The sequence below is a fragment of the Amycolatopsis solani genome, assembly GCF_033441515.1.
Lineage (GTDB): Bacteria > Actinomycetota > Actinomycetes > Mycobacteriales > Pseudonocardiaceae > Amycolatopsis > Amycolatopsis solani.
In genome coordinates this window covers 776456-799797 of record NZ_JAWQJT010000002.1, presented here as the reverse complement: position 1 = coordinate 799797, position 23342 = coordinate 776456, and the positions used below count along the sequence as shown (strand labels likewise).

The 23342-nt window shown below is 71.8% G+C and carries 23 protein-coding genes; 9 read left to right on the top strand and 14 right to left on the bottom strand.

The genetic code is table 11. The annotated features are described in order from the left end of the window. Window positions 1–2: 2 nt before the first annotated feature. From egtB to SD460_RS24290, 3 genes are all read right to left on the bottom strand, one after another. On the bottom strand, window positions 3–1346 hold the full coding sequence (egtB, locus tag SD460_RS24300; protein WP_290059789.1) for an ergothioneine biosynthesis protein EgtB: 1344 nt from the start codon (window positions 1344–1346) through the stop codon (window positions 3–5). After that, window positions 1343–2611 carry a glutamate-cysteine ligase family protein gene (locus SD460_RS24295; protein WP_290059787.1) on the bottom strand — a complete coding sequence of 423 codons (1269 nt, stop codon included), beginning with the start codon at window positions 2609–2611 and terminating at the stop codon, window positions 1343–1345. Before SD460_RS24295 ends, egtB begins: the two co-directional genes overlap by 4 nt. Window positions 2612–2732: 121 nt before the next feature. Further along, complete coding sequence (locus SD460_RS24290) at window positions 2733–3659, bottom strand: LysR family transcriptional regulator (RefSeq protein WP_318306777.1); 927 nt, start codon at window positions 3657–3659, stop codon at window positions 2733–2735. Between the two features lie 120 nt (window positions 3660–3779). Between SD460_RS24290 and SD460_RS24285 the strand changes: the two genes are divergently transcribed. Then, window positions 3780–4979 (top strand): Glu/Leu/Phe/Val dehydrogenase dimerization domain-containing protein, encoded by a 1200-nt coding sequence (locus SD460_RS24285; protein WP_290059784.1) that lies wholly within the window; start codon window positions 3780–3782, stop codon window positions 4977–4979. Here SD460_RS24285 and pip read toward each other — a convergent pair. The 5 genes from pip to SD460_RS24260 all read right to left on the bottom strand — a co-directional run bounded on the left by pip (window position 4976) and on the right by SD460_RS24260 (window position 9107). Further along, window positions 4976–5923: a prolyl aminopeptidase gene (pip, locus tag SD460_RS24280; RefSeq protein WP_290059782.1), complete on the bottom strand. Its 948-nt coding sequence runs from the start codon at window positions 5921–5923 to the stop codon at window positions 4976–4978. The genes SD460_RS24285 and pip overlap by 4 nt on opposite strands. A gap of 73 nt (window positions 5924–5996) precedes the next feature. Beyond that, entirely contained in the window at window positions 5997–6725 is a 729-nt protein-coding gene (locus SD460_RS24275) for an ESX secretion-associated protein EspG (RefSeq protein ID WP_290059803.1), read from the bottom strand. 25 nt (window positions 6726–6750) lie between these two features. Then, window positions 6751–8076: a WXG100 family type VII secretion target gene (locus tag SD460_RS24270; protein ID WP_318306776.1), complete on the bottom strand. Its 1326-nt coding sequence runs from the start codon at window positions 8074–8076 to the stop codon at window positions 6751–6753. Window positions 8077–8079: 3 nt separating this feature from the next. Continuing rightward, window positions 8080–8703 (bottom strand): DUF3558 domain-containing protein, encoded by a 624-nt coding sequence (locus SD460_RS24265; protein WP_290057678.1) that lies wholly within the window; start codon window positions 8701–8703, stop codon window positions 8080–8082. Window positions 8704–8705: 2 nt separating this feature from the next. Then, entirely contained in the window at window positions 8706–9107 is a 402-nt protein-coding gene (locus SD460_RS24260; protein ID WP_290057679.1) for a hypothetical protein, read from the bottom strand. Between the two features lie 187 nt (window positions 9108–9294). Here SD460_RS24260 and SD460_RS24255 point away from each other — a divergent pair, with 187 nt between their 5' ends. From SD460_RS24255 to SD460_RS24235, 5 genes are all read left to right on the top strand, one after another. Next, window positions 9295–9876, top strand: coding sequence for a TetR/AcrR family transcriptional regulator (locus SD460_RS24255; RefSeq protein WP_290057680.1), 582 nt, complete (start codon window positions 9295–9297; stop codon window positions 9874–9876). A 199-nt stretch (window positions 9877–10075) separates the two neighbouring features. Continuing rightward, window positions 10076–11422: a hemolysin family protein gene (locus SD460_RS24250; protein WP_290057681.1), complete on the top strand. Its 1347-nt coding sequence runs from the start codon at window positions 10076–10078 to the stop codon at window positions 11420–11422. Further along, on the top strand, window positions 11419–12462 hold the full coding sequence (locus SD460_RS24245) for a hemolysin family protein (RefSeq protein WP_290057682.1): 1044 nt from the start codon (window positions 11419–11421) through the stop codon (window positions 12460–12462). The genes SD460_RS24250 and SD460_RS24245 overlap by 4 nt, the downstream gene beginning before the upstream one ends. Continuing rightward, complete coding sequence (locus SD460_RS24240) at window positions 12459–13334, top strand: 3-methyladenine DNA glycosylase (RefSeq protein WP_318306775.1); 876 nt, start codon at window positions 12459–12461, stop codon at window positions 13332–13334. The genes SD460_RS24245 and SD460_RS24240 overlap by 4 nt, the downstream gene beginning before the upstream one ends. Window positions 13335–14108: 774 nt before the next feature. Then, entirely contained in the window at window positions 14109–15149 is a 1041-nt protein-coding gene (locus tag SD460_RS24235; protein WP_290057684.1) for a substrate-binding domain-containing protein, read from the top strand. Here SD460_RS24235 and SD460_RS24230 read toward each other — a convergent pair. The 3 genes from SD460_RS24230 to SD460_RS24220 are packed head-to-tail and all read right to left on the bottom strand — an operon-like array spanning window position 15146 to window position 17120. Further along, window positions 15146–15925 (bottom strand): aldo/keto reductase, encoded by a 780-nt coding sequence (locus tag SD460_RS24230; RefSeq protein ID WP_290057685.1) that lies wholly within the window; start codon window positions 15923–15925, stop codon window positions 15146–15148. The two genes, SD460_RS24235 and SD460_RS24230, sit on opposite strands and share 4 nt — an antisense overlap. A gap of 43 nt (window positions 15926–15968) precedes the next feature. Further along, the gene (locus SD460_RS24225) at window positions 15969–16778 is read right to left on the bottom strand and encodes a helix-turn-helix domain-containing protein (protein ID WP_290057686.1); all 810 of its coding nucleotides are present in this window, start codon (window positions 16776–16778) and stop codon (window positions 15969–15971) included. 36 nt (window positions 16779–16814) lie between these two features. After that, complete coding sequence (locus SD460_RS24220; protein ID WP_290057687.1) at window positions 16815–17120, bottom strand: hypothetical protein; 306 nt, start codon at window positions 17118–17120, stop codon at window positions 16815–16817. Window positions 17121–17259: 139 nt separating this feature from the next. Here SD460_RS24220 and SD460_RS24215 point away from each other — a divergent pair, with 139 nt between their 5' ends. After that, window positions 17260–17619, top strand: coding sequence for a nuclear transport factor 2 family protein (locus SD460_RS24215; RefSeq protein ID WP_290057688.1), 360 nt, complete (start codon window positions 17260–17262; stop codon window positions 17617–17619). Between the two features lie 45 nt (window positions 17620–17664). Here the strand turns inward: SD460_RS24215 and SD460_RS24210 are convergent, their stop codons facing one another. Continuing rightward, complete coding sequence (locus SD460_RS24210; protein WP_290057689.1) at window positions 17665–18819, bottom strand: NAD-dependent epimerase/dehydratase family protein; 1155 nt, start codon at window positions 18817–18819, stop codon at window positions 17665–17667. A 137-nt stretch (window positions 18820–18956) separates the two neighbouring features. Here SD460_RS24210 and SD460_RS24205 point away from each other — a divergent pair, with 137 nt between their 5' ends. Further along, window positions 18957–19454 carry a GtrA family protein gene (locus SD460_RS24205; protein ID WP_290057690.1) on the top strand — a complete coding sequence of 166 codons (498 nt, stop codon included), beginning with the start codon at window positions 18957–18959 and terminating at the stop codon, window positions 19452–19454. On the opposite strand, the gene SD460_RS24200 is transcribed toward SD460_RS24205, so the two are convergent. Continuing rightward, complete coding sequence (locus SD460_RS24200; RefSeq protein WP_290057691.1) at window positions 19384–21558, bottom strand: glycosyltransferase family 2 protein; 2175 nt, start codon at window positions 21556–21558, stop codon at window positions 19384–19386. The genes SD460_RS24205 and SD460_RS24200 overlap by 71 nt on opposite strands. Next, window positions 21555–22502 (bottom strand): NAD-dependent epimerase/dehydratase family protein, encoded by a 948-nt coding sequence (locus SD460_RS24195; RefSeq protein WP_290057692.1) that lies wholly within the window; start codon window positions 22500–22502, stop codon window positions 21555–21557. The genes SD460_RS24200 and SD460_RS24195 overlap by 4 nt, the downstream gene beginning before the upstream one ends. 127 nt (window positions 22503–22629) lie before the next feature. Between SD460_RS24195 and SD460_RS24190 the strand changes: the two genes are divergently transcribed. Then, window positions 22630–23298: a hypothetical protein gene (locus SD460_RS24190; protein ID WP_290057693.1), complete on the top strand. Its 669-nt coding sequence runs from the start codon at window positions 22630–22632 to the stop codon at window positions 23296–23298. Window positions 23299–23342: the final 44 nt, after the last annotated feature.

The window sequence follows — 23342 nt, the reverse complement described above, 5'->3', positions numbered from 1 at the left end:
GCCTAGCCCACCTCGCCGGGCGCCGCGTCGCGGGCCGTCCGGAAGCCGGCGAAGATCTGCCGCCGGATCGGGTAGTCCCAGTTGCGGAACGTGCCCCGGATCGCGGCCGAGTCCGTGCCGAACGAGCCACCGCGCAGCACCTTGTACTCCGGTCCGAAGAAGACCTCCGAGTACTCCCGGTACGGGAACGGCGCGAAGCCCGGGTAGCCGTGGAAGTCGGTGCTCGTCCACTCCCAGACGTCGCCGATCAGCTGGTGCGCGCCGGACGGCGACGCGCCGGCCGGGTACGCCCCCGCCGGCGCCGGGCGCAGGTGCCGCTGGCCGAGGTTGGCGTGCTCGGCACCCGGCTCCTCGTCACCCCACGGGAACCGGCGTGACCGGCCGGTGGCCGGGTCGAACCGCGCCGCCTTCTCCCACTCCGCTTCGGTCGGCAGCCGCCGCCCGGCCCAGGCCGCGTAGGCCTCGGCCTCGTAGTAGGAGACGTGCACGACCGGCTCGGCGGCCGTGACGCGCTCGTAGACCCCGAACCGGGTCCGCCACCAGCCGTCCTGCTCCCGGTGCCAGAACCGCGGCGCGGTGACGCCGGCTTCCGTCCGGAACGCCCAGCCCGCCGGGCTCCACCACTGCTCGTCGTCGTAGCCGCCGGCGTCCAGGAACTCGGCGTACGCCCCGCAGGTGACCGGGACCGTGTCCAGCCAGAACGCCTCGACGGCGAGCTCGTGCGCCGGGCGCTCGTTGTCCAGCGCCCACGGCTCAGCCGACGTGCCCATCGTGAACGCGCCGCCCGGCACCAGCACCTCGGCCGGCAGCGTGCCGGCGCGGGCGGGCGGCGGTTCCGGCGCGTGCAGCACCGGGTCGCCCTGGCGCAGCTGGTGGGTGGCCAGCATGGTCTCGTCGTGCTGCTGTTCGTGCTGGGTGATCATGCCGAACGCGAACGCCCGCTCGGTCAGCCTGCTGCCCCCCAGCGGCACGCGTTCCAGCACGTCGAACGCCTTCTCGCGAACCTGCTTCACGTACGCGCGTGCCTCGGCCGGGCCGAGGAGCGGCAGCTCCGGCCGGTCGGCCCTGGCGTGCTGGAAGGCGTCGTAGATGTCGTCGATGTCCGGGCGCAGCGGTTCCCGGCCGCCGACGTCGCGGACCAGCCACAGCTCCTCCTGGACACCGATGTGCGCCAGGTCCCAGACCAGCGGCGACATCAGCTTGGAGTGCTGGCGGACCAGGTCTTCGTCGTCGACCGCGTCGGTCAGCGCCACGCTGCGCGCCCGCGCCCTCGTCAGTGCTTCGGCGGCACGGGCGCGCAGGTCCTGCGCGCTCAGCTCGTCCAGTGCTTCGGCCTCTGTGCTCATGCTTCGCTCCTCGATCGGGACACGCGCCCCTGCACGCTCTCGCTGATCTCGGTGATCGTTTCTTCCGCCAGTCCGGTCTCGCCCAGCTCGGCGCAGCCCAGGTCGGCCAGCGCGGCCGCGACGGCGGCCAGCCCCGGATCCTCGAGGCCGCACCGCGCCGCGGTGGTCCACCGGCCCGCCACCGGCGCGCACAGGTCGAGCACCTTGTCCACGGTGGCGGGACGGGCGAGCAGCGCCGTGACGAGCGCGACCGGCGGCAGCCACGCGCCCGGCGGCTGCGCGTCGAGGTACCGGATCTCCAGGTACCCCTGCGGGCGGACCGGGGTGAACATTGTCGTGAGGTGGTAGTCGAGGTCCGCCGACGTCGGCTTCGGCAGCAGGGCGGCCGCGCCCCTGCCGTCGATCCAGTCGCCGAACGTCAGCCCCTCCGGCGCGTCCCACGGCCGGTCACCGCGGGGCAGCACCAGCAACGGCGTGTCCATCATGCGGGCGGCCCACTCCTCGGCGGGTTCGTCCCCGGCGCGTTCGGTGCGCGACCGGACCGCTTCGGTGTCGTGCACCGCGAGCCAGCGGGCGGAGGCGAACCCCGTGTCGCGTCCGGCGTGGACGCGGGAGTTGGCGAAGAGGGCCAGCAACGGCGGGCCCATGGCGTGGGCGGCCGCCCAGCGGAACGCGTACTGGTCGGCCTCCCCCGCGTCGACGCACACCTGCAGGCCCGCGGTGCTGCACATCATCGTGATGCCGCCGGGGCCGATCGTCGCGAACCGGCGTTCCATCGCCGCGTAGCGCGGCGTGCGCAGGACCCGGCGCGGCGCGCGGTGCGCGTCGATGCCGGTTTCGCCGAGTTCGAGCCCGTGCCGGGCGAGGAGAGTGCGCAGGTGGCGCAGATCGGCCGAGACGACCGCGTCGAGTTCGCGGAGCGTGGCCTGGGGAGGGGTGGAGATTTCGACTTGGCAGCCGGGTTCGAGGCTGACCGGGCTGCCGGCCGGGAGGGGCGTTGCGGGGCTGTCAGGACGCAGTGTCCGCGGGGTGTGCGGGCCGAGCGCCGTGGCGAGTACGTCCGCGTCGAGCGGTCTTGCCGGGTTGTCGGCGTGGTGCACGGTGAACTCCAGCTCCACGCCGATCAGGCGGGGTGGCCCGTGCTTGAAGCACACCGATGCGACGTACGCCTCCCCGGCCGCGCGGTCCGCGAGGACCCGTGCGGTCTGGTTGGACGCACTACCCGACTTCTCGGGAAAATCGTGCATCGTAGACGCTTCTGTCATGTCCGTTCCTTGTTCCGGGTGGTGGAACTTCTTGACTTCGGACGCTACACGCGGGGTACGACAAATTCAGGGCTCGTCTTGCCCCGCAAGACGCCATCACCACTCCGTAAGAATTCCCGGATCAGGGCAAAGCGGACTCCGTGCCGAGGCCCAATTCGGCCGCTGACGCGCGCACGGCCTCGATCACCAGGTGCAACGCGGGCCGCCGGAACGCGGTCCGCCGGTAAGCGATCGAAACCGTTCGGAGCAACGGGGTGGTGAGCGGGACGACGTCGATCCCCGGCGGCCGCAGCAGGCGCAGGCCGAGGTCGGAGACCAGGGTGACGCCCAGTCCGGCGCCGACCATCGCCATCGCCGTCGACTGCTCCTCGACTTCGTGGTTGATCTTCGGGGCGAAGCCGTGCCGCTGGCAGGCGGTGCGCATGGCGCGGCCGAAGTGCGACTTCGCACTGGCCAGGATCCACGGGTGCTCGGCGAGGTCGTCCAGTGACGCCGACCCCGAGGGCACCGCGCCCCGCGGCACCGCCGCGTGCAGGCGCTCCACGGCCACGACCGCGCGCTCCAGCCCGGCGTCCCAAGTGGTCGGCGAGTCGGAGTAGTCGATGACGAACGACAGGTCGAGGCTGCCGTCCCGGACCGCGTCGGCGGTGTCCTCGGGCGCCAGCTCGCGGGTCCGCACCTGGATGCCGGGGTGCTCGCCGGCCAGCGCGGTCAGCGCGGTCGGGAGCAGGCCGGAGGCCACCGACGCCCACACCCCGGCGGTCAGCCGGACCGTGCGGGACTCCTGCGCCTCCTCCAGCGCGAGCGTCGCGCGCTCCACCGAGCCGAGGATCTCCTCCGCGTGCTCCGTCAGCAGCGTGCCCAGCTCGGTCAGCTGGACCCGGCGGCCGAGCCGTTCGAACAGCTTCGCTCCCACGTCGCGTTCCAGTTGCGCGAGCTGCTGCGATACCGCCGAAGCGGTGTAGTGCAGCGCGGCGGCCGCCGCCGTCACGGTTCCCCGGCGGTGCAGCTCGCGAAGCATCCTCAAGCGGTGCAACGAAAGCTCCATGCACAAAACCTAAACGAGATCGTGCAGGTTCGTTAAATGGACGCGGCCGCCGCCCCGGGCGCACCCTCGTGGAAGCGGCCACGACGGCCGACCCGGAGTTCCCTGGAGGTGGGTGGCCTGATGACCCCGCGCAACGCCGAACCGCTGATGCGGCTCACGTGGACCGATCCCGTCACCGGCGCGCACGGCTACCTGGTCGTGCACAGCCTGGTCTCGGGCGTCGCCACCGGCGGCACCCGCATGCGGGCGGGCTGCACGATGACCGAGGTGGAGGACCTCGCCCGGGGCATGGCCAACAAGACCGCGACCTTCAACCTGCCGGTCGGCGGGGCCAAGGGCGGCATCGACTTCGACCCGAAGGACCCGCGGGCGTTCGGCGTCCTCAAGCGGTTCTGCGCGTTCCTGCGGCCGTGGCTGGACGCGCACTGGGTGACCGCGGAGGACCTCGGCGTCCCGCAGCACCTGATCGACGAGGTCTTCGCCGAGCTAGGGCTGGAGCAGTCGTACCACGCGGCGATCCGCCGTTCGGCCGACCCGGCTCGTACCCTGCGGCGGGTGCAGGCGGGCCTCAACGCGCCGGTGCCCGGCGGGCTGCTGCTCGGCGACGTCGTCGGCGGCTACGGCGTGGCGCAGTCGTGCCTCGGCGTCGCGGCGGCGTGGGACTGGGACGTCCGCGAGACGACCGTGGCGATCCAGGGCATCGGCACCATGGGCGGCGGCGCGGCCTGGTACCTGCACGAAGCGGGCATGAAGGTGGTCGCGGTGGCCGACGCCGCGGGCACGCTGTACGACCCGGCCGGGCTCGACGTCCCGGCGCTGCTGGAGCTGCGCGACCGCTTCGGCGAGGTCGACCGGTCCCGGCTGCCGGAAGGGGTGCGGTCGCTCCCCCGCGACACGATCGTCGGCATCGACGCGGACATCTTCGTGCCGGCCGCGATCTCCTACGCGCTGCGCCCGGACAACGAGAACCTGGTCAAGGCGTCGGTGGTCGTCGAAGCGGCCAACGCGGCGACGACGCCGGAAGCGGAAGCGGCGCTGTCCGCGCGGGGTGTCGCGGTGGTGCCGGACTTCGTGGCGAACGCGGGCGCGGCGGCGTGGGCGTGGTGGCTGCTGCTGGGCGAGGTCGGCGCCGACCCGGCCGACTCGTTCCTGCGGCTGCGCACCGAGATGCAGGCGAAGGTCGCGCTGCTGCTGGCCGAGTGGCGGATGGACCGGCTGCCGCTGCGCGTCACCGGGCTCCGGCTGGCCGAGGCCAACCGCGTCCGGCGGACCGAAGCCGCGCTCGCCCCGGAAGGCGAGCCGCAGCTGCTCATCCCCTAGGCACGGCTCGCGAAGCGGTCGGTCGCGCCGATCAGGACGTCCTGCATCGACGCGGCCGACACCGTGTGCCCGACGTCGTCCAGCATCACCAGCTCGCTGCCCGGCCAGGCGTGGTGCAGCAGCCACGGGGTGCCCACGATGTTGCTCGTGTCCAGCACGCCCTGGGCCAGTACCGCCGGGATGCCCGCCAGCTTGCCCACGTTGCGCAGGACCTCGCCGTCCGGCAGGAAGACGCGGTTGCTGAAGTAGTGCGTGACGAGCCGGGCGAAGCAGAGCCGGTACGCCGGGTCCTCGAAGACGTCGTGCCGCGGCACGCCGGGCAGCATGGCGTCTTCCCAGGCGCACCAGTCTTCGGCCGCCTTGTGGTGGACCGTCGGGTCCGGGTCCATCAGCAGCCGGTGGTAGGCGGCGGACAGGTCGCCGTCCCGCTCGCTCTCCGGCACCCCGTCCCGGAACTTCGCGAAACCCTCCGGGAAGTACGCGCCCAGGCCCCGGATGAGCATCTCGATCTCGATGTGGCGGTCGGTCGCGAGGCCCATCAGGACGAGCTCGCTGACCCGGTCCGTGTGGCGCAGCGCGTAGACCAGGCTGAGCACCGAACCCCAGGAACCGCCGAACAGCAGCCACTTTTCGACGCCGAGGTGCTCGCGAAGCCGTTCGAAGTCCGCCACCAGGTGGTCGGTGGTGTTCGCGGAGAGGTCGGCGACGGGGTCGCCGGCGTACGGCGTGCTGCGCCCGCAGCCGCGCTGGTCGGCCAGCACGATGCGGTAGCGCGCCGGGTCGAAGAACCGCCGGACGTTCGCCGAGCAGCCGGAACCGGGCCCGCCGTGCACGACCAGCGCCGGCTTGCCGTCCGGGTTCCCGCAGGTCTCCCAGTAGATCTCGTGCCCGTCGCCGACGTCGAGCTTGCCGTGGTCGTACGGTTCGATCTCGGGGTACAGCATGGGTGCGTCCTTCCGCCCGGAATGCAACAGCGCTGTCACATTAGCCGGGGCGGGCAGTCGACGCCTCCCTTTTTCAGTTCAGGGTCTGGGCCAGCTCGTCCAGCGTCCCGGCCAGTTCCCGCGGGCCCGCCGGCCCGATGTGGATGACGGCGTCGTCGCCCGAGCCGGTCGTGTAGCTGAGGTAGCGGCCCCAGTCCGTGTCGGCGTAGTGCAGTGGCTGCTGCAGGCAGGTGTGGCGGCCGACGTCGTCGCGCCGCCCGACGTAGAGCTCGCCACTGCCCGAGACCGGCCGCTGCACGAGGCTGACGACGTCGGCGACCGCCGGGGCCAGCGGGTACGCCTCCTGGCCGCGGCGGGCGGCCTCGGCCAGGTCCGCGACCCGGACTGTGCGCGGGTGCCCGCCGCCGGGCCCGACCGGCGGCAGCTGCTCGACGAGGGACTCGCCGAGCCGGTTCCGGTCGATCTCCTGCACGCCGACGTGGGTACCGTCGGAGACGGCGATGATCGCCTGCAGTCCCTTCGCCGCGGCGAGCACGCCGTAGGTCTGCCCCTCGACGCCGACCCAGCCGTAGTACTCCCGCGCGGGCGCGACCAGCAGCGGGAGCCAGTCGAGGAAGTCCACGGTGACCCGCCCCCGAGCGTCGACGAGCCCGGCTTCGGCCAGCGCGGCGTCGATCCGCTTGCCCGCCTCGTCGCGCTCGTCGTCCGGCAGCCAGATCGGCTCCGGGCGCAGGGTGATGTGCAGCTGGCCCGCCTGTTCACGCTCGGCCAGCGCGGCCAACGCCTCGACCGGAACGTCCACCCGGCCTGTCGCCACGTCCACCCGCCTACTCGCCGATGACCGGCGGGCTGGTCCGCTGGTCGGTACCGAAGATCGCGTCCGGGTCCGCTTCGATCAGGAAGTCCGGCCGCTGGTGTTCATCATCTTCCTCACCCTCGCCGCGCCGGCCGCCGGGGCCCATCGGCCCCATCTGCCCGCCCCGCCCCCCGGCCGACCGCGCGGCGGCGGCCTCCGCGGCGGCGGCGTTGCCGAGCCCGCCCATGCCGGAGCCGCGCCCGCTGCCGAGCCCGCGCTCCCCCGCGGCACCGCTCCCCCCGCCGGTGCCACCGCTGCCGGCACCGCTGATCGGACGGCCGTTGGAGTCGAGCAGCCGGCTCCCGGCGTTGCCACTCGTCGGCCCGCGCCCCCCGGACGTCGGGTCGTTGCCGAAAGTGTTCGAGTAGTTCTGGCCGCCACCCCCGCCGGTGTTGGTGGGGTAGAAGTCGGTCCCCCCGGTCCCGGGCGGCGTACCACCGGGCCGTTCGGTCGTCTGCCCGGGCCGCGGCGTCGGCGTGCTCGGGCGGCCGGTACCGGTGGTGTGCGTGTCGTCCCCGGGGATGTCGGTGCCCCCGGGCCGGTCGGTCCCCCCGGGCCGGTCCGTGCCACCCGGCCGATCGGTCCCCCCGGGCCGGTCGGTACCGCCCGGCCGATCGGTGCCCCCGGTACGCCCGGGATCGACGCTCGTCGTCGAGGTGCGGCCGTCACCGCCGGGGTCGCCGCCCGGGCCTTCGGGGTACCACTTGTTCTTGTCGGTCGGCTCGACGATCCGGCCGGGCCCCTCCGGGGTGTTCACGGCGATGGCGGCACCGTCGGACTCGAGCACGCCGTAGTCGGTGGGCAGGATCGCCCGGGTGCTGCTGGTGGCGTTGCTGTACTGGTCCATGACGCGGACGTTGGTCTCGTTGGCCGCGTTGTACTTGGCCATGCCCTGCTGGTAGTTGTCGATGTCGTCCGCGGCCATGAACGGACCGGCGACGGGGATGGCGGCCTTGAGGCCGGTGGTCCAGGGGTTCGGCTTGTCCGGCTTGGGCGGGATCTCGACGACGGCGTTGCTGGAGTTGTCGAAGACGGCGGCCTGCGTGTCGACGGACGCCTTGGTGACGTCGAGCGGGGCGGCGGTCTCGGCGAAGGCCTGCTCGAGCGGGCCGGCGCCGGCGTTGGCGGCGTCGGCCGAGCTCCCGGTCCAGGCGCTCTTCATGCGGTCCTGCAGGGACTTGATGCCCTGCGCCCGGTCCATGTAGGCGTTGGAGAGGTTGGCGACCTCGTCGGCGGCGGTGCGCAGGCCGGTCGTGTTGCCCTGCCTGAAGTTGTCGTAGATCTGCTTGCCGTCCACCCGTCATGCCCCCTTGAGTGTGGTGATGATCGCGGCCGCCACCTGCTGGGCCGCGGCACAGGAATCATCGGCGCCTTCGTACCCCCCGGAGTGCACGGCGAGCACGAGGTCGTCGGCGATCCCGACGTCGAGACTGCAGTTGCCGATCGGCCGCCGGTCACGCTTGTCGACGTAGACCGCCGGGTAGCCCTCGACCTCGGGAGCGGGCTCCAGGAACGGGAACTGCCCGGTCTCGTGCGCCGTGTACAGCCCGGCCAAGCCGCCGGCACCCCGGTCGCGGTTGCCCGTGGCGATGATGACCACCATGCTCTGGCCCACGCCCCGGATCTGCCAGCCGCAGCTCGGCCCGGCCGCGCCGAGCCCCTCGTCTCGTTGCTGGGCCGTTCCCGGGTCCGTGAACTTCAGCGCGGACAGCGCCGAAGCCGGGACGATCGTGCAGGGCTCCGAGAGGTACTTCGACGGGTCCAGCGGGGTCGAAACCTTCGGGACGTCCGGGTTGGACGACGCACTGGACGACGGTGATCCACTCGGCACCGGCGTCGCCGTCCCCGGCTTCTCCGAGGTGCAACCGGCGAGTGTCAGCACGGACGCGACGGCGACAGCCGCGACGCGGATCTGCAGGCGCACCGTCACACCGTCCGGAACGGGTCGGACATCCCGTGGTCCGTCGCCACCGTCTTCGTCTGCGCTTCCTTGAGCTTCTTCACGTATTCCTGCACGTACTTCCGCATCGAGTCGTTCTGCGTCTGGAGCGCGGTGAGGGAATCCATGCTGGTGGACACGTACCCGCTGCTGACGACGTCCTTGCCGGGGGCTTCCATCGCGCCGATGATGATGTCGATCCGACGGGAGTCGTCGATGATCTTCACCAGCTCGTCTTCCCAGAGGCCGATCACCGAGGCGAGCTCCTCGGGGTCCATCTTGAACTGGCCACCCCCGCCGCCACCGCCGCCGTAGACACGGCCTCGCTCGCCCAGGATGTCGCCACCCCAAACCGCCTGGACCGCCTGCCCGGCTTCCCCGATGATCACGCCCAGCCCCTTCCCCTCAGTTCACCCACGGTGATGTGGCAAAGACTAGCCAACCGTCTCACTCCGTGTCAGCGAATCGCCGCAAGCTTCAGACGATGAGGGTGGTGATCCGGTTCCCCGCGCACTCCGGGTCACAGTACGTACGTACGGATTGCGAAACTCCGGTCCCCGGTGCCAGGATTTCAGGATGCCACGCGTAAGCCAGGATCACCTCGACGCACGCCGGCGCCAGATCCTCGACGGCTCCCGCGTCTGCTTCGCGCGCTACGGCTACGAAGGTGCCACAGTCCGGCGGCTGGAGGAAGCCACCGGGCTGTCGCGCGGGGCGATTTTCCACCACTTCCGCGACAAGGAGTCGCTCTTCCTCGCTCTAGCCGAGGACGATGCCGTCCGGATGGCCGACGTCGTCGCCGAGCAGGGGCTCGTGCAGGTGATGCGGGACCTGCTCGCCGGGGGTGATCACCCGGCCGACTGGCTCGGGACGCGGCTCGAAGTGAGCCGGCGGCTGCGGACCGATCCCGAATTCCGCGGGCGGTGGGCCGAGCGGTCCGAACAGCTCACCACCGCCACCCGGCTGCGGCTGCTGCGCCAGCGCGACGCCGGGAAGCTGCGCGACGACGTCGACGTCGACGTCCTCACCGCTTTCCTCGAGCTCGTCCTCGAAGGACTCGTATCCCACCTGGCCATGGGCCTGCCCGCCGCCGGCCTGGGTCCGGTGCTCGACCTCGTCGAGGAAACCGTGCGCCGGCACCGGCAGACGACGACATGAGCTGTCCGACACACCGGTATCGCCAGCGGGGACCGCGAAGGACACGTTAAGATTGTCCGCATATCCGCAGTACACGCCGATTTCTTGCTAGGAGTGACCGTTTCGTGCGCGCAGCGCAGTCACCCGGTGACAGTACCGGGCCGGGTGACCGACCCGGCTGTCCGATAGGTTCTCCCCCCGCCACCTGGGCGGGTGCGGAATGATCCAGATCCTCTTCGCCGTGCTCGGCGTCCTCCTCTTCGTCCTGCTGACGGTCGGCACCGGGCTCGCCGTCGCGGCCGAGTTCTCGCTGACCGCGCTGGAACGCAGCACGGTCGACGCCAACGTGCGCCAGGTCGGCGACCGCCGGGCCCTGACCGTCCAAAAAGCCCACCGGACGCTCTCGTTCCAGCTCTCCGGCGCCCAGGTCGCGATCACGCTCACCACGCTGATCACCGGTTACCTGGCCGAGCCGCTGATCGGCGAGCTCGTCCGGCCGCTGCTGATCGGCGTCGGGCTCCCGGAGGGGTTCGCCTCGGGGGCGTCGGTCGTGCTCGCCCTGGTCCTGGCCACCTCGCTGTCGATGATCCTCGGCGAAATGGTGCCGAAGAACCTCGCCATCGCCCGGCCGCTGCCGACCGCGCGCGCCGTCGCCGGTTACCACTCGCGGTTCTCGGCGCTGTTCCGCTGGCTCATCACGCTGATGAACAACAGCGCGAACTTCCTGGTCCGCAAGTTCGGCGTCGAGCCGCAGGAAGAGCTGCGGTCCGCGCGCTCGCCGCAGGAGCTGGGCTCGATCGTGCGCTCCAGCGCCGAGAGCGGCACGCTCGACACGTCGACCGCGGAGCTGCTGGACCGCTCGCTGCGGTTCGGCGAGCGCACCGCGGAGGAGCTCATGACGCCGCGGGTGCAGCTCGAATCGCTCAGCGTCGACGACAGCGTCGACGACCTCATCGAGCTCTCGCGCCGCACCGGTTTCTCGCGGTTCCCGGTGCACGCCGAGGACCTCGACGACGTCCGCGGCGCCGTGCACGTCAAGCAGGCCTTCGCCGTCTCGGCCGCGGACCGGTCGGCGGTGCCGATCGGCTCGGTGATGCGGCCGGTGCCGACTGTGCCGGAGTCCCTGCCCGGCGACGACCTGCTCAATCGGCTGCGTGATTCGCGCTTCCAGCTGGCGATCGTCGTCGACGAGTACGGCGGCACGGCCGGGCTGGTCACCCTGGAGGACGTCGTCGAGGAGATCATCGGCGACGTCCGCGACGAGCACGACGACCGCGAGGCGCCCGCGTCGCAGCAGGTCGGCAGCGACAGCTGGCTGGTGTCCGGCCAGCTGCGCCCGGACGAGGTCACCGACGTCACCGGGTTCCGGATGCCGGACGGCGATTACGAAACCATCGCCGGGCTGATCCTCGAGCGGCTGGGCAAGATCCCCGCCGAGGGTGACGCCACCGAAGTCGACGGCTGGCGGCTCACCGTCACCACCATGGACAAGCGGCGGATCGCCGAGGTCGAAGTGGCCCCGGTCCGCGTCCCCGCGGAAGCCCCGGTACCCGAGGTGGTCTCGTGAGCGACTGGCTGAACATCGCCCTCGTCGTGGTCCTGCTGCTGGCCAACGCCTTCTTCGTCGGCGCGGAGTTCACGCTGATCTCGTCGCGGCGGGACAGGCTCGAGGCGCTCCTGGAGCAGGGCAAGACACGCGCGAAGATCGTCATCAACGCGAGCAAGCACGTCTCGCTCATGCTCGCCGGCGCGCAGCTGGGCATCACCATCTGCTCGCTGCTGCTCGGCCGGCTCGGCGAGCCCGCGATCGCGCACCGGCTGTCGGCGTTCTTCGACCTGCTGGGCCTGCCCGAGGCCCTGCTGCACGCGGTCTCGTTCGCCATCGCGCTGGCGTTCATCACCGTGCTGCACGTGCTGATCGGCGAGATGGTGCCGAAGAACCTCGCCATCGCCGAGCCCGAGCGGCTCGCGCTGTGGCTGGTCCCGGTGCACGTCGCCTGGGTGAAGGTGGCCAACCCGTTCATCTGGCTGCTGAACTTCGTCGCGAACTCGCTGCTGCGCGCGGTGAAGGTCGAGCCGAAGGACGAGCTGGAGACGGCCTACACCTCCGACGAGCTGGCCGAGCTGCTCAGCGAGTCGCGCCGGGAGGGGCTGCTCGACCAGTCCGAGCACCGGCGGCTCGCGCAGACGCTGTCTTCGGTGCAGAAGACGGTCGCGGACGTGCTGGTGCCCACCGCGGAGCTGACGACGCTGCCGTGCGCGCCGACGCTCGGCGACGTCGAGCTGGCGGTGTCCTCGACCGGCTTCTCGCGGTTCCCGGTCTGCACCGACGACGGGCGCCTGACCGGCTACATCCACGTCAAGGACGTCCTCGACCTGGCCGGGCAGGACCCGGCGACGCTCGTGCCGCCCGGCAAGACGCGCCAGCTCACCGAGCTGCGCGCCGACGCCCGCCTCGACGTCGCCCTGTCCGCGATGCGCAAGGAAGGCAGCCACCTGGCGCGGGCCCTCGACACGAGCGGCAGCGCCGTCGGCGTCGTCGCGCTCGAGGACCTGGTGGAGGAGTACGTCGGCACGGTCCGCGACGGCACGCACGTGGGCGCATGACCGAAGTACTCGCCGAGCCGGACTGGCTGGCCCGGGAGGCGGCGCACACCGAGCGGATGCGGCGGTGGACCGACCCGCATCAGGAGCGCCGATCGCGCGGCGAAAAGCACCCGGTGCTGGACTTCCTGTTCACGTACTACTCGTACCGGCCGTCCCACCTGGAGCGGTGGCAGCCCGGGCCCGGCGTCGCGCTCGCCGGGCCCGCGGCGGCGCGCTTCCTGGACCGCAAGGGCTACGTCTCGACGCCCGACGGCGTCGTGCTCGACCCCGCGGGGTTCACCCCGGGCAAGGCCAAGACGGCGGAGTTCGTCCTGGGCCTGCTGACCGCGACGGCGTCCCGCGCGCCCCGGCTGAGCTGCTTCGGCCTGCACGAGTGGGCGATGGTCTACCGCGAGCCCGCCGACTCGGTGCGGCACGACCAGGTACCGCTGCGGCTGGGTTCGGCGGGCACCGACGCCGTCGTGGAGTCGCTGGACATCCGCTGCGGGCACTTCGACGCGTTTCGCTTCTTCACCGCCCCCGCGCGGCCGCGCAACGAGCTGACGCCGTCGAGGGAGACGCAGGTCTCCTTGGAACAGCCCGGGTGCCTGCACGCGAACATGGACCTGTTCAAGTGGGCGTACAAGCTGGACCCGTTCGTGCCGGCCGAGCTGGTGGCGGACTGCTTCGAGCTGGCGGCGGACATTCGCGCGCTCGACATGCGCGCGAGCCCGTACGACCTGGCCGCGCTCGGCTACCCGCCGGTGCGCGTAGAGACGGCCGAGGGACGGGCCGAATACGCCCGCGCACAAGCCTCGTTCGCCCGCCGGGCGGCGCCGGTGCGTCATCGCCTGATTGCGCATTGCCATCGCCTGGTCAGGGGAGCACCCTGAGGCGCGCGCAACTGTCAGTCAGATTATTCTCTCGCCGATACTCACCTGTTAGGGTGATAACGGTTTGGTTGCATCGCAGCGCGTGCTTGTCATGCGCTCACCCCCGAAAGGATGACGATGGGGCGACACTACCGGGACGAGGAGCCGGTGCCGCACCCTCAGGACCGCACTTCGCGCCCGGGGACCCCCGGCGGCGAGGCCTCCGGTTCCCACCCGGTCGAGGGCCGCAGCGAGGCTTCGGGCGCCTTCCGGACGCCGAAGCGCAGCTCCATCTCGGAGGCGTTCGGGATCGCCGGGCGCCCCACCGGTTCGCCGCGCGCTCCTCGTGGCGAGGCTTCCGGTTCGTACCCCGTCGCGGGCCGCGGTGAGGCCAGCGGCGCGTACCCGGCTGTGGGCCGTGGCGAGCGCTCCGGTTCGTACCCGGTCGCCGGGCGTGGTGAGGCTTCCGGCTCGTACCCCGTCGCTGGCCGTGGCGAAGCTTCCGGCTCGCACCCCGTCGCCGGCCGGGGTGAAGCTTCCGGCTCGCACCCCGCTGCCGGGCGTGGCGAGGCCAGCGGCGCTTACCCGGCCGTGGGCCGTGGCGAGCGCTCCGGTTCGTACCCGGTCGCCGGGCGTGGTGAGGCTTCCGGCTCGCACCCCGTTGCGGGACGCGGCGAAGCTAGCGGTGCATACCCCGCCGGGCGCTCCGGCGCGCAGCCGACCACCGACCGCGGCGAAACCTCCGGCTCCCACCCCGCCGCCGGGCGTGGTGAAGCCAGCGGCGCCTACCCCGCTGTGAACCGTCGCGGACGCTCCGGCGCGCAGCCGAACGCCGCCACCGGTGCGCACCCCGCCGCCGGGCGCGAGGAGCCCTCCGTCTCGCGGCGCGGGGAAGCCTCCGGCAACTACCCGATCACCGCCCGGCGCGAACCGCCCTCCCGCCGCGGTGAAGCCTCCGGTGCCTACCCGGCCGCGAACAAGACCAAGTCCGCCGCCCCCCGCGCCAACCGGCGGGCCGAAAGCGCCGCCGAGCGCACCGAGGTCATCACCCGGCCCGACGAAGGCGACTACCCCGCCGCCGAGGCGAGCGACTCCTCCCGGACCCTCACCCGGACCGAGAGCACCCGCGCCAAGCGGCGCACCGACACCACCGAGACCGGCGAAAACACCGCCCCGCCCCGCCGCAGCGAGAGCACCGGCTCGCACCGGACCGTCGGTAAAGGCGACGCCACCGGCTCGCACCGGATCGTCGGCAAGAAGGCTCCGCGCCGCCGGATCGCCACCTGGCCGATCGCCTGCCTCGTGCTCGCCGCCCTCATCGGGCTCGGCATCGTCGGGTGGAACTGGGCCGACAGCGAGCTCAACAACCGCGCCGAGGCGCAGGCCGCCAGCTGCTCCGGTGGTACTTCGCACATGCGGGTCGTCGTCACGCCGAGCGTGCAGAAGCCGCTGACCGCCGCGGCCGAGCGGTGGAACCAGGCCGCCACCGTCGTGCACGGGCAGTGCGTGCACGTGATGATCGAGGCCAAGCCGTCGTCGCAGGTCCTCGACGCGCTGGTGGGACGGGCCAACCTGGACTCCATCGGCGGGCTCCCGGCCGCCTGGCTGCCCGAGTCGTCGTACTGGGTGAGCGAGCTGACCACCAAGAAGCCCGAGATGATCGGCTCCGCCGCGCAGTCCGTGGCCAACGCCCGCTCCGCGGACTACCCGTTCATCGGCCTCTCCGGCCAGGGCGTCGACGACACCCTGCTGCGCGCCGCCCAGACGTTCCGCGAGTACCTCGAGCAGCCCGCCCAGCAGGCCGACTTCGCCGCCGCCGGGATCAAGTCGACCTAGACGCGCGTGCCGTTGTCGAGTTCGGCGACCACGTCGACGTCGTCGTCGGCGAGCTCGAAGTCGAAGATCCCGAACTGCTCGCGGGTGCGGGTGGTGGTGGCCGACGCCGCCACCGCGACCGTGCCGGCCTGCAGGTGCCACCGGAGCACGATCTGGGCCGGCGTCTTGCCGTACTTCGCCGCGAGCGCGGTGACCGTCTCGTCGGCCAGCAGCCCCGCGTTCGCGGCCGGGCTCGACGCGGCAGTGACGATGCCCCGCTCGGCGTGGAACTCGCGCAGCGGCACCTGCTGCAGCCACGGGTGCAGCTCGACCTGGTTGACGGCGGGGACCGACCCGGTCGCGTCGATCAGCCGGCGCAGTTCGGCGACGCCGAAGCCGGCCACGCCGAGCGACCGGACGCGCCCGTCGGCGCGCAAGCGGCTCAGCGCGCGCCAGGTGTCGGGGAACGCGCCCTTCGTGCCGTCCAGGAGGCACAGGTCCACCTGCTCGAGCTGCAGCGCGGCCAGTGCCTGGTCGGCGGCGCGGCGGGCGGCGTCGTAGCCCTGGGCGGGCACCTTGAAGCTGACGAACAGTTCTTCGCGGGGCACGTCCGCACCGGCGAGGGCCGCGCCGACGGCCTCCTCGGTGCCGGGCGTGGTGTCGATGCCGCGGTAGCCGGTGTCGAGGGCGATGCGGACGGCCCGGCCGGTTTCGGCCGCGGACAGCCCCGCGACGCCGAACAGCAGCTGGGGGATGCGGACTCCGTCGGACAGGGCGAGCGAAGGCGGGACGGCCATCAACCGGTGATCCTCACTTCGGAAGCTGCGCGGGTACCGCCCATCATCCCACCGTCGCGGCCCGCTCGCGCAGATGTGCCGCCGTCGCCGGGTCGGCCGGGTAGAACGACTCGATCACCAGTTCCGCCACGGTGACGTCCAGCGGGGTGCCGAACGTGGCGACCGTGCTGAAGAACGTCAGGTCGGTGCCCTCGTGGCGGAACTTCAGCGGCACGAAGATGTCACCCGGTCCAGGGACCTCCACCTCGGGCACCGGCTGGTCGCAGGGGTACCCGCGCAGCTCGTCGAGGAGGTCGGCGAGCCCGGCGTCCGCGGTCTGCCCGACCTGGCGGCGCAGCCGGCCCAGCAGGTGCGCGCGCCACTCCCCCAGGTTCAGGATGTGCGGCGCCATGCCTTCGGGGTGCAGGGTCGCGCGCAGCACGTTGGTGGTCAGCTCCGGCGCGATCCCGGCGACGAAGAGCCCGATGCTCGCGTTGGCGTCGACGAGGTCCCAGTTCCGGTCGACGACGGCGGCCGGGTACGGCTCGTGCCCGGCGAGCAGCTGCCGGACGGCCTGGCGCACGGCGTCCAGCTCCGGGTCCCCCAAGGCGTTCTCGGTGTAGGCGGGCGCGTACCCGGCGGCGAGGAGCAGCCGGTTGCGCTCCCGGAGCGGAACCTCGAGGTGCTCCCCGAGCCGCAGCACCATGTCCCGGCTCGGTTTGGACCGGCCGGTTTCCACGAAGCTCAGGTGGCGGGTGGAAACGTCCGCCGAGATCGCCAGGTCGAGCTGGCTGATCCGCCGCCGGTCCCGCCATTCCCGCAGCAGCTCACCCACCGGCCGCTGCCGCGCGGCCGCCTGCACCGTAGTCGTCACGGAGGCGACGCTACGGCGAGCGTGGGGCGGCTGCCATTACTTCGGGGGTAATGGCAGCCGCGCGCCCGGACGGCACCAGCCGACGAGCCGGTCCATCAGGTCGAGGACCTCGTCTTCGGCCGGATCATCGGTTCCCTCCGGCGCCGCCGCGTCGATGGCGTCACGGGCGCCGTAGCAGGCCCGCATCAGGCCGGCGGGCGTCACGCCCCGCTCGAACCCGGCGGTGGCCAGCTCTTCCAGCGCGTACCACGGCTCGTCGGACCGCGCGGCCGCGACCACCGCGCGCACCAGTTCCGGGTCGGCCCCCGCCGAGCTCGTGACCGCGTTCGGATCTTCTTCCACGCGGCAAGTCTGGCGAACCCGGGAGCGCCGCCGCCACCGCATTACCTGCCGCGTAATCGACGCGCCGCCGTCGCGCCGCCAGAGTGGGTCTCAGCACAGGACGACGGAACCCGTTGTCCCCCAACCGAAGGAGAAAGCCATGAACGACGTCCGCGGCCTCGTCGAGCAGTACATCGCCGTCTGGAACGAGACCGATGGGGACAAGCGCCGCGCGCTCATCGCCGACGTCTTCGCCGGCGACGCCGGCTACACCGATCCGCTCGGTGCCGTCGCCGGGCACGACGGGATCGACCAGTTCGTCGGCGGGGCGCAGCAGCAGTTCGCCGGGCTCACCTTCAGCCTGCCCGCGGCGCCCGACGCGCACCACGACCTCGCGCGGTTCCAGTGGCACCTCGGCACGCCCGGGGCCGAGCCGGTCGCCATCGGGTTCGACGTCGTCGAACTCCGGGACGGGAAGATCGCCGCGGTGCACGGCTTCCTCGACAAGATGCCCGGGTGAAAAGCGCGTGCGGGCTCCCGGGCAGGGGAGCCCGCACGCCACTCGCTACCCCTTCAGCGCGCCCCGCCAGCGCACGGTCGGGCGCAGCTTCTCCGGGTTCACCCGGTGCTTGTTGGCGCCGACGATGTCGAACATCGACTCGATCAGCGTGTCCGACAGCAGGTGCGGCTCCAGCCCCAGCTCGACCAGCCCGGTGTGCTTGACGTTGTAGTAGTGCTCCAGCGCCTCGGTGCGGGGGTTCTCCAGGTGCTCGATCTGCACCGGGCCGGGGAACCGGTCGGCGACGAGGTCGGCGATCGCGGCCACCGACAGGCTCTCCGTCATCTGGTTGAACACCCGGAATTCGCCGGGCGAAGCAGGGTTTTCCACGGCCAGGCGGATGCACTCGACGGTGTCGCGGATGTCGATCAGGCCGCGGGTCTGCGCACCCTTGCCGTACACGGTCAGCGGCTGGCCCAGCACGGCCTGGATGACGAACCGGTTCAGCACCGTGCCGAACACCGCGTCGTAGTCGAACCGGGTGGCCAGCCGCGCGTCCAGCGCGGTCTGCGGCGTCTGCTGGCCGTACACGACGCCCTGGTTGAGGTCCGTGGCCCGCAGCCCCCAGGCGCGGCACGTGAATTCGATGTTGTGCGAATCGTGCACCTTGGTCAGGTGGTAGAACGATCCCGGCCGTTTCGGGAACAGCACGCGGTCCTTGCGCCCGTTGTGCTCGAGGTCGAGCCAGCCTTCTTCGATGTCGATGTTCGGCGTGCCGTATTCGCCCATCGTCCCCAGTTTGACGAGGTGGATGGCGGGGTCGATCTCCGCGATCGCGTAGAGCAGGTTCAGCGTCCCGACGACATTGTTGTGCTGCGTGTACGTCGCGTGTTCGCGGTCGATCATGGAATACGGCGCCGACCGCTGCTCGGCGTAGTGGACGATGGCGTCGGGTGCGAACTCGCGCACCGCGCCGAACAGGAACTCCGCGTCCAGCAGGTCGCCTTCGTAGTTCGCGATCTCGCGTCCGGAGACTTCGTGCCAGGCCGCGATCCGGTCTTTCAGCGATTCGATCGGGACCAGGCTTTCGACGCCGAGTTCGTCGTCGTAGCCGCGGCGGGCGAAATTGTCGAGAACGGCCACCTCGTGGCCTTTGTCCGATAAGTGCAGCGCGGTCGGCCAGCCCAGATATCCGTCACCGCCGAGAACCAGCACCCGCATTGTGCCGCCTTTCCTGCTCGTTCAAGAACCCGACGCTAGCGATCAGGTGCTGATGAAGACCTGGCAATGAGCTGTGAATCTCCTATGCGTGCGGGGGCCGGACGGCGGCGCGGCCGGCCCGCGGGGAGGATGGGGACATGACGACCGTAACCAACGGCGTGCGGCCCCGCACAACGGAGAAGACCCGCCGCCGCGGCTGGGCCCGCCTGGCCCGCGCCGCCGCGACGTCGGTCGCCGCCACGGTGCTGAGCCAGGTCGTCCTGCTGACCGTCCTCGCCACCGGAGGGGCCGCCGCGCTCGCCGGCACGCTGGCCTGGGCCGCCGGCGCGGTGCTGAACTTCCTGGTCACCCGCCGCTGGGTGTGGGGCCGCACCGGGCGGCCGCGCGTCCGCCGTGAGCTGCTGCCCTACCTGGCGGTCATCGGTCTCGGCGGGCTCGCCTCGATCGGACTGACGACGCTGGCCGGTTCACTGCTGGCGCGGGCGGACCTGCCGCACTTCTGGTGGGTCGTGCTCGTCGACGGCGCGTACACCGGCAGTTACGCGCTGGTGTTCGTCCTCAAGTTCACGCTGCTCGACCGGGTCGTTTTCGGCCGCGGCGCAGCACGTACCCCCGCCACCACGTCCCCGTCATGACGCGGGCGTAGTTCGCGCCGTAGACGAGGCTGCCGCCCTTCTTGCTCTTGCCCGCCTTGCGCAGCCGCATGCTCATCGGCAGCTCACGCACCCTCGCGCCGCGCGCGGTCACGCCGAGCAGCAGCTCCGAGGACTGGTACTGCGGTTCGTTGAGCGGCACCGAGCAGGCCAGCTCGGCCCGCATCGCGCGGAAGCCGAACGACGTGTCGGTGATCCGCCGCGCGGTCAGCACCGACGCCAGCGCGGCGAACACCCGCACGCCGAGCCACCGGACGCGGCTGTCGGCCTCCTCGTGCCCGAGCCGCCGGGACCCGGTGACGAAGTCCGCGGTGCCCTCGACGACCGGGCTGACCAGCGCTTCCAGTTCGCTGTTGTCGTACTGGCCGTCGGCGTCGGTCGTGACGACGTACTCGGCACCCGCCTCCGCCGCGAGGTGGTAGCCCAGGCGCAGGGCCGCGCCCTGGCCGCGGTTGCGCGGCGCCACGCACACGTACGCGCCGTGCGCCTCGGCGATCGCGGCCGTGTCGTCGGTCCCGCCGTCGACGACGACGAGGACGTCCACCGGCATCCCGAGGCACCGGTCCGGCATCTTCTCCAGGACCTCGCCGATCCCGCCGGCCTCGTGGTAGGCGGCGATGACGACGGTCAGCGGCGCGAACGAAACGTCCGGGTGGCGGCCGCGGAAGTCGGCCAGGGCGACGGAATCGACGTCGTCGGGGAAGGCCGCGAGGCGCTTCCGGCTCGCCGAAGTCAGCGTCGTGAAGCCGAGCGTGCCGGCCACCGGGAACAGCACGAGCGCCGGGATCTGGTAGCGCCACGAGAACTGGAACACCGCCGAGGCGAAGAGCAGGACCAGACCGCTCGACGCCGCCAGGAGCGCGCCCGCCCGCGCCCGGTCCAGCGGCTTCTTGCGCCGGAAGACCGTCAGCAGCCCGAGCAGTGCGGCCAGGCCGAGCACTCCGCCGGAGACGTAGCCGCCGCCCAGCTGGTAGTCGCGCAGGATCTTCGCCACCGGTTGGTCGACGCTCGCCACGACGCCGTCGTTCTGCCGCGTGACCAGGTCGATGAGCGACTGGTCGGCCCACTGCGGGTAGGACAGCTGGAACTGCCACCGGTCGAGCGGCACGTCGGTCGGATCCTGCTCGCGGCTCCAGGCGAAGCTCTTGGCGAAGTCGTCCAGGATCGCAGCGGCGACGTCGCCGGGCTGCTCCTTCAGGACGTCGACGGCGAATGCGTGGGCCAGCGCGGCCTTGTCGGCGCCGGGCGGCAGCGGGCCGGGCCAGTTCGGGTCGAGGTCGGCGTGCGTGTAGTTGTCCACCAGCCGGGTCTCGCGCGGCTCGGCCGGGCAGAACACCCGCAGTTCAGCTGAAACGTCGAGACTCGTGCAGTCGGCGACGGCGGCGGTGCGGCCGTAGAGCATGTTCCCCGACGGCCCGGTCAGCCCCCACTTCCCGGTCTCCGAGTGCACCCGCGCCGAGTACGGCACGAGGACGGCGAGCAGGCCGAGCAGCCCGGCACCGGCCCGGCGCCAGCCCGCCCAGTGCCGCCACGCTCCCCCGGCCACGACGAGGAACACCAGCAGCGGCAGGGCAAGGGAGACGCCGATCAGCCGGGTCAGCACGCCGAAGCCGAGCAGCAACCCCGCGACGCCGGCGCGTTTCCAGCCCGGCGTACCCCAGCCGAGCAGCAGCCACAGGAGCCCGAGGAGCACCGCCTCGAACGTCACCTCGGACATGATGTTCTGTTCGATCTGCAGCTGGTAGGCGTCGAACAGCAGCGGCACCGCGGCGAGCGCGGCGACCCACGGGCGGCCGCCGAGCCGCCGCACGAGCGCGTACAAGCCGATCGCGATCAGGATTCCGCCGGCGTGCTGGACCGCCGCCACCCACGCCAGGCCGCCGACCGCGAGGAGCGGCCGCAGCACCAGGTCGTAGCCGATCGGGTCGAGCTGGTCGGCGCGCAGCGCGTGCAGGTTGTCGAGGTAGCGGAACGAATCGATGTACAGCAGCGCCGGCCGGTAGGCGAGCCAGGTCAGCACCCGGAGCGTGATCGCCGGGACGAGGAGCAGGAGGAGCAGCCAGTGGCGCCGGAGGAACGCCGTCACGGTGTCGCGTTCGGACGGTCGAGACCCGAGAAGTACTTCCACGCCGTGGCCAAGCCGTCGACCAGCGAGACCGACGGCTGGTAGCCGATCGTCGCGGCGCTGGCCGAGACGTCGACGACCACCGCGGGCATCTCCCCCGCCGGCGCGTCGACGTGCTCGACGGGCAGCTCGGCACCGGTCACTTCGCGCACGGCCTCGACCATCTCCAGCACGGACACCGAGCGCCCGGCACCGACGATCGCCCGGCCGGAGTAGCCGCTGTCGAAAGCCGACAGGATCGCGCCGACGACGTCGTCGACGTGCACGAGGTCGCGGCGCTGCCGGCCGTCGCCGTAGACCTTGACGCCGGTGCCGGACAGCGCGGCCCGCATCATGCGCGGCACGAAACTGTCCTTGTGGGACATTCCCGGACCGTAGACGTTGGTGAACCGCAACGCACACGTCGTCATGCCGTACGCGCCGGCGTAGCCCGAAAGCAGCATCTCGCACGCCGCTTTGGTGGCACCGTAAGGAGTCAGCGGCCGCAGCGGCAGGTCCGGCGTGATCGTCGCGGTGCCGACGTCGCCGATCACGGCGTTGGTGGAGGCGAGCAGGAACTTCGGCACCTCCCGGCGGCGGGCGAGTTCGAGCAGTTCCTGGGTGACGAGAACGTTGTCGGCGAAGGTGTCTTCGGGCAGCTCCACCGACTTCAGCACGGACGTCAGCGCGGCCAGGTGCACGATCCCGGCGGTCTCCGCCGTCACGGCCTCTTCGCGGACGGCGGCCTCGCGCAGGTCGCCGGTCACCACGCGGACGCCGTCGAGGTCTTCGGGGAACGGCACCCGGTCCACGACGGTGACCGGGACGCCCCGGGCGCGGAAGGCGCGCACGACGGCCCGGCCGATGAAGCCGCTGCCGCCGGTCACGACCACGGACGTCCGACCGGAACCGTGCGCACTCGCCATGGCGGTCAACCTACCTCCCGTTCCTGTGCTCACGCCGTGGACCCGAGTACGCAGAAGTGCGTATGGCCGCTTCCCCGGCCGGGTTGGTGTCCTTGAGCGGTCACAGCAATGGGGAGGAAGGCACACCATGAAACGACTCTTCACCGTTCCGGCACTGCTCCTGGCTTCGCTCGCGGGAGCCTTGACCGTGTCGGCCGCGCCCGCGCAGGCGGCGACCACCGACGTCGGCGTCATCCCGGCGAGCCGGTCGTGCCCGGTCGGGACCGAGGCGATCGTGATCCGGATGGACGACGAGGACTCCGGCAACGCCAACTCGCGCGGTGGGTTCATCGGGGCGGTCAGCAGCACCAGCAACACGGAGATGTTCTTCTGCCGGGTCAACGGCACCGCGTTCCGCGGCGTCACGCAGTCCGGCTCGTTCCGGCCCTACGCGGTGCTGAAGCTGGGCGCGAACTGCCCGAACGGCTCGCAGGAGTTCTCGCGCCGGTTCGACAACGAGGACGACAGCAACAACAACTCGTTCTCGGGCAACATCTTCCCGAACGTGAGCGACAGCAACACGCTGCTGCGGTTCTGCCTGTTCGCGCCGGGGGTGGCCACGACGACGGCGTTCCCGAACGTCGGCTTCAGCTACCTCGTGTTCTCCGGGGTCGACTCGTCGGGCTTCTTCCACACCGATGACGAAGACGACAGCAACAACAACTCCTACAGCGCGCCCGCCGGGGTCAGCAGCATCGCGCAGTCGATGGTGAGCGCCGGTTCGAACACCACGCTGAACGTCCGGATCGCCCGGTAACGTCCGGTTCGTATCTCCCTCGGCACGTCCGGGTCTTTCTTGAC

Excerpts from the sequence above, each read along its gene's own strand:
- egtB (WP_290059789.1), bottom strand. The coding sequence starts at position 1,346 with ATGAGCACAGAGGCCGAAGCACTGGACGAGCTGAGCGCGCAGGACCTG.
- SD460_RS24295 (WP_290059787.1), bottom strand. The coding sequence starts at position 2,611 with ATGACAGAAGCGTCTACGATGCACGATTTTCCCGAGAAGTCGGGTAGT.
- SD460_RS24290 (WP_318306777.1), bottom strand. The coding sequence starts at position 3,659 with ATGGAGCTTTCGTTGCACCGCTTGAGGATGCTTCGCGAGCTGCACCGC.
- SD460_RS24285 (WP_290059784.1), top strand. The coding sequence starts at position 3,780 with ATGACCCCGCGCAACGCCGAACCGCTGATGCGGCTCACGTGGACCGAT.
- pip (WP_290059782.1), bottom strand. The coding sequence starts at position 5,923 with ATGCTGTACCCCGAGATCGAACCGTACGACCACGGCAAGCTCGACGTC.
- SD460_RS24255 (WP_290057680.1), top strand. The coding sequence starts at position 9,295 with ATGCCACGCGTAAGCCAGGATCACCTCGACGCACGCCGGCGCCAGATC.
- SD460_RS24250 (WP_290057681.1), top strand. The coding sequence starts at position 10,076 with ATGATCCAGATCCTCTTCGCCGTGCTCGGCGTCCTCCTCTTCGTCCTG.
- SD460_RS24240 (WP_318306775.1), top strand. The coding sequence starts at position 12,459 with ATGACCGAAGTACTCGCCGAGCCGGACTGGCTGGCCCGGGAGGCGGCG.
- SD460_RS24230 (WP_290057685.1), bottom strand. The coding sequence starts at position 15,925 with ATGGCCGTCCCGCCTTCGCTCGCCCTGTCCGACGGAGTCCGCATCCCC.
- SD460_RS24215 (WP_290057688.1), top strand. The coding sequence starts at position 17,260 with ATGAACGACGTCCGCGGCCTCGTCGAGCAGTACATCGCCGTCTGGAAC.
- SD460_RS24210 (WP_290057689.1), bottom strand. The coding sequence starts at position 18,819 with ATGCGGGTGCTGGTTCTCGGCGGTGACGGATATCTGGGCTGGCCGACC.
- SD460_RS24205 (WP_290057690.1), top strand. The coding sequence starts at position 18,957 with ATGACGACCGTAACCAACGGCGTGCGGCCCCGCACAACGGAGAAGACC.
- SD460_RS24195 (WP_290057692.1), bottom strand. The coding sequence starts at position 22,502 with ATGGCGAGTGCGCACGGTTCCGGTCGGACGTCCGTGGTCGTGACCGGC.
- SD460_RS24190 (WP_290057693.1), top strand. The coding sequence starts at position 22,630 with ATGAAACGACTCTTCACCGTTCCGGCACTGCTCCTGGCTTCGCTCGCG.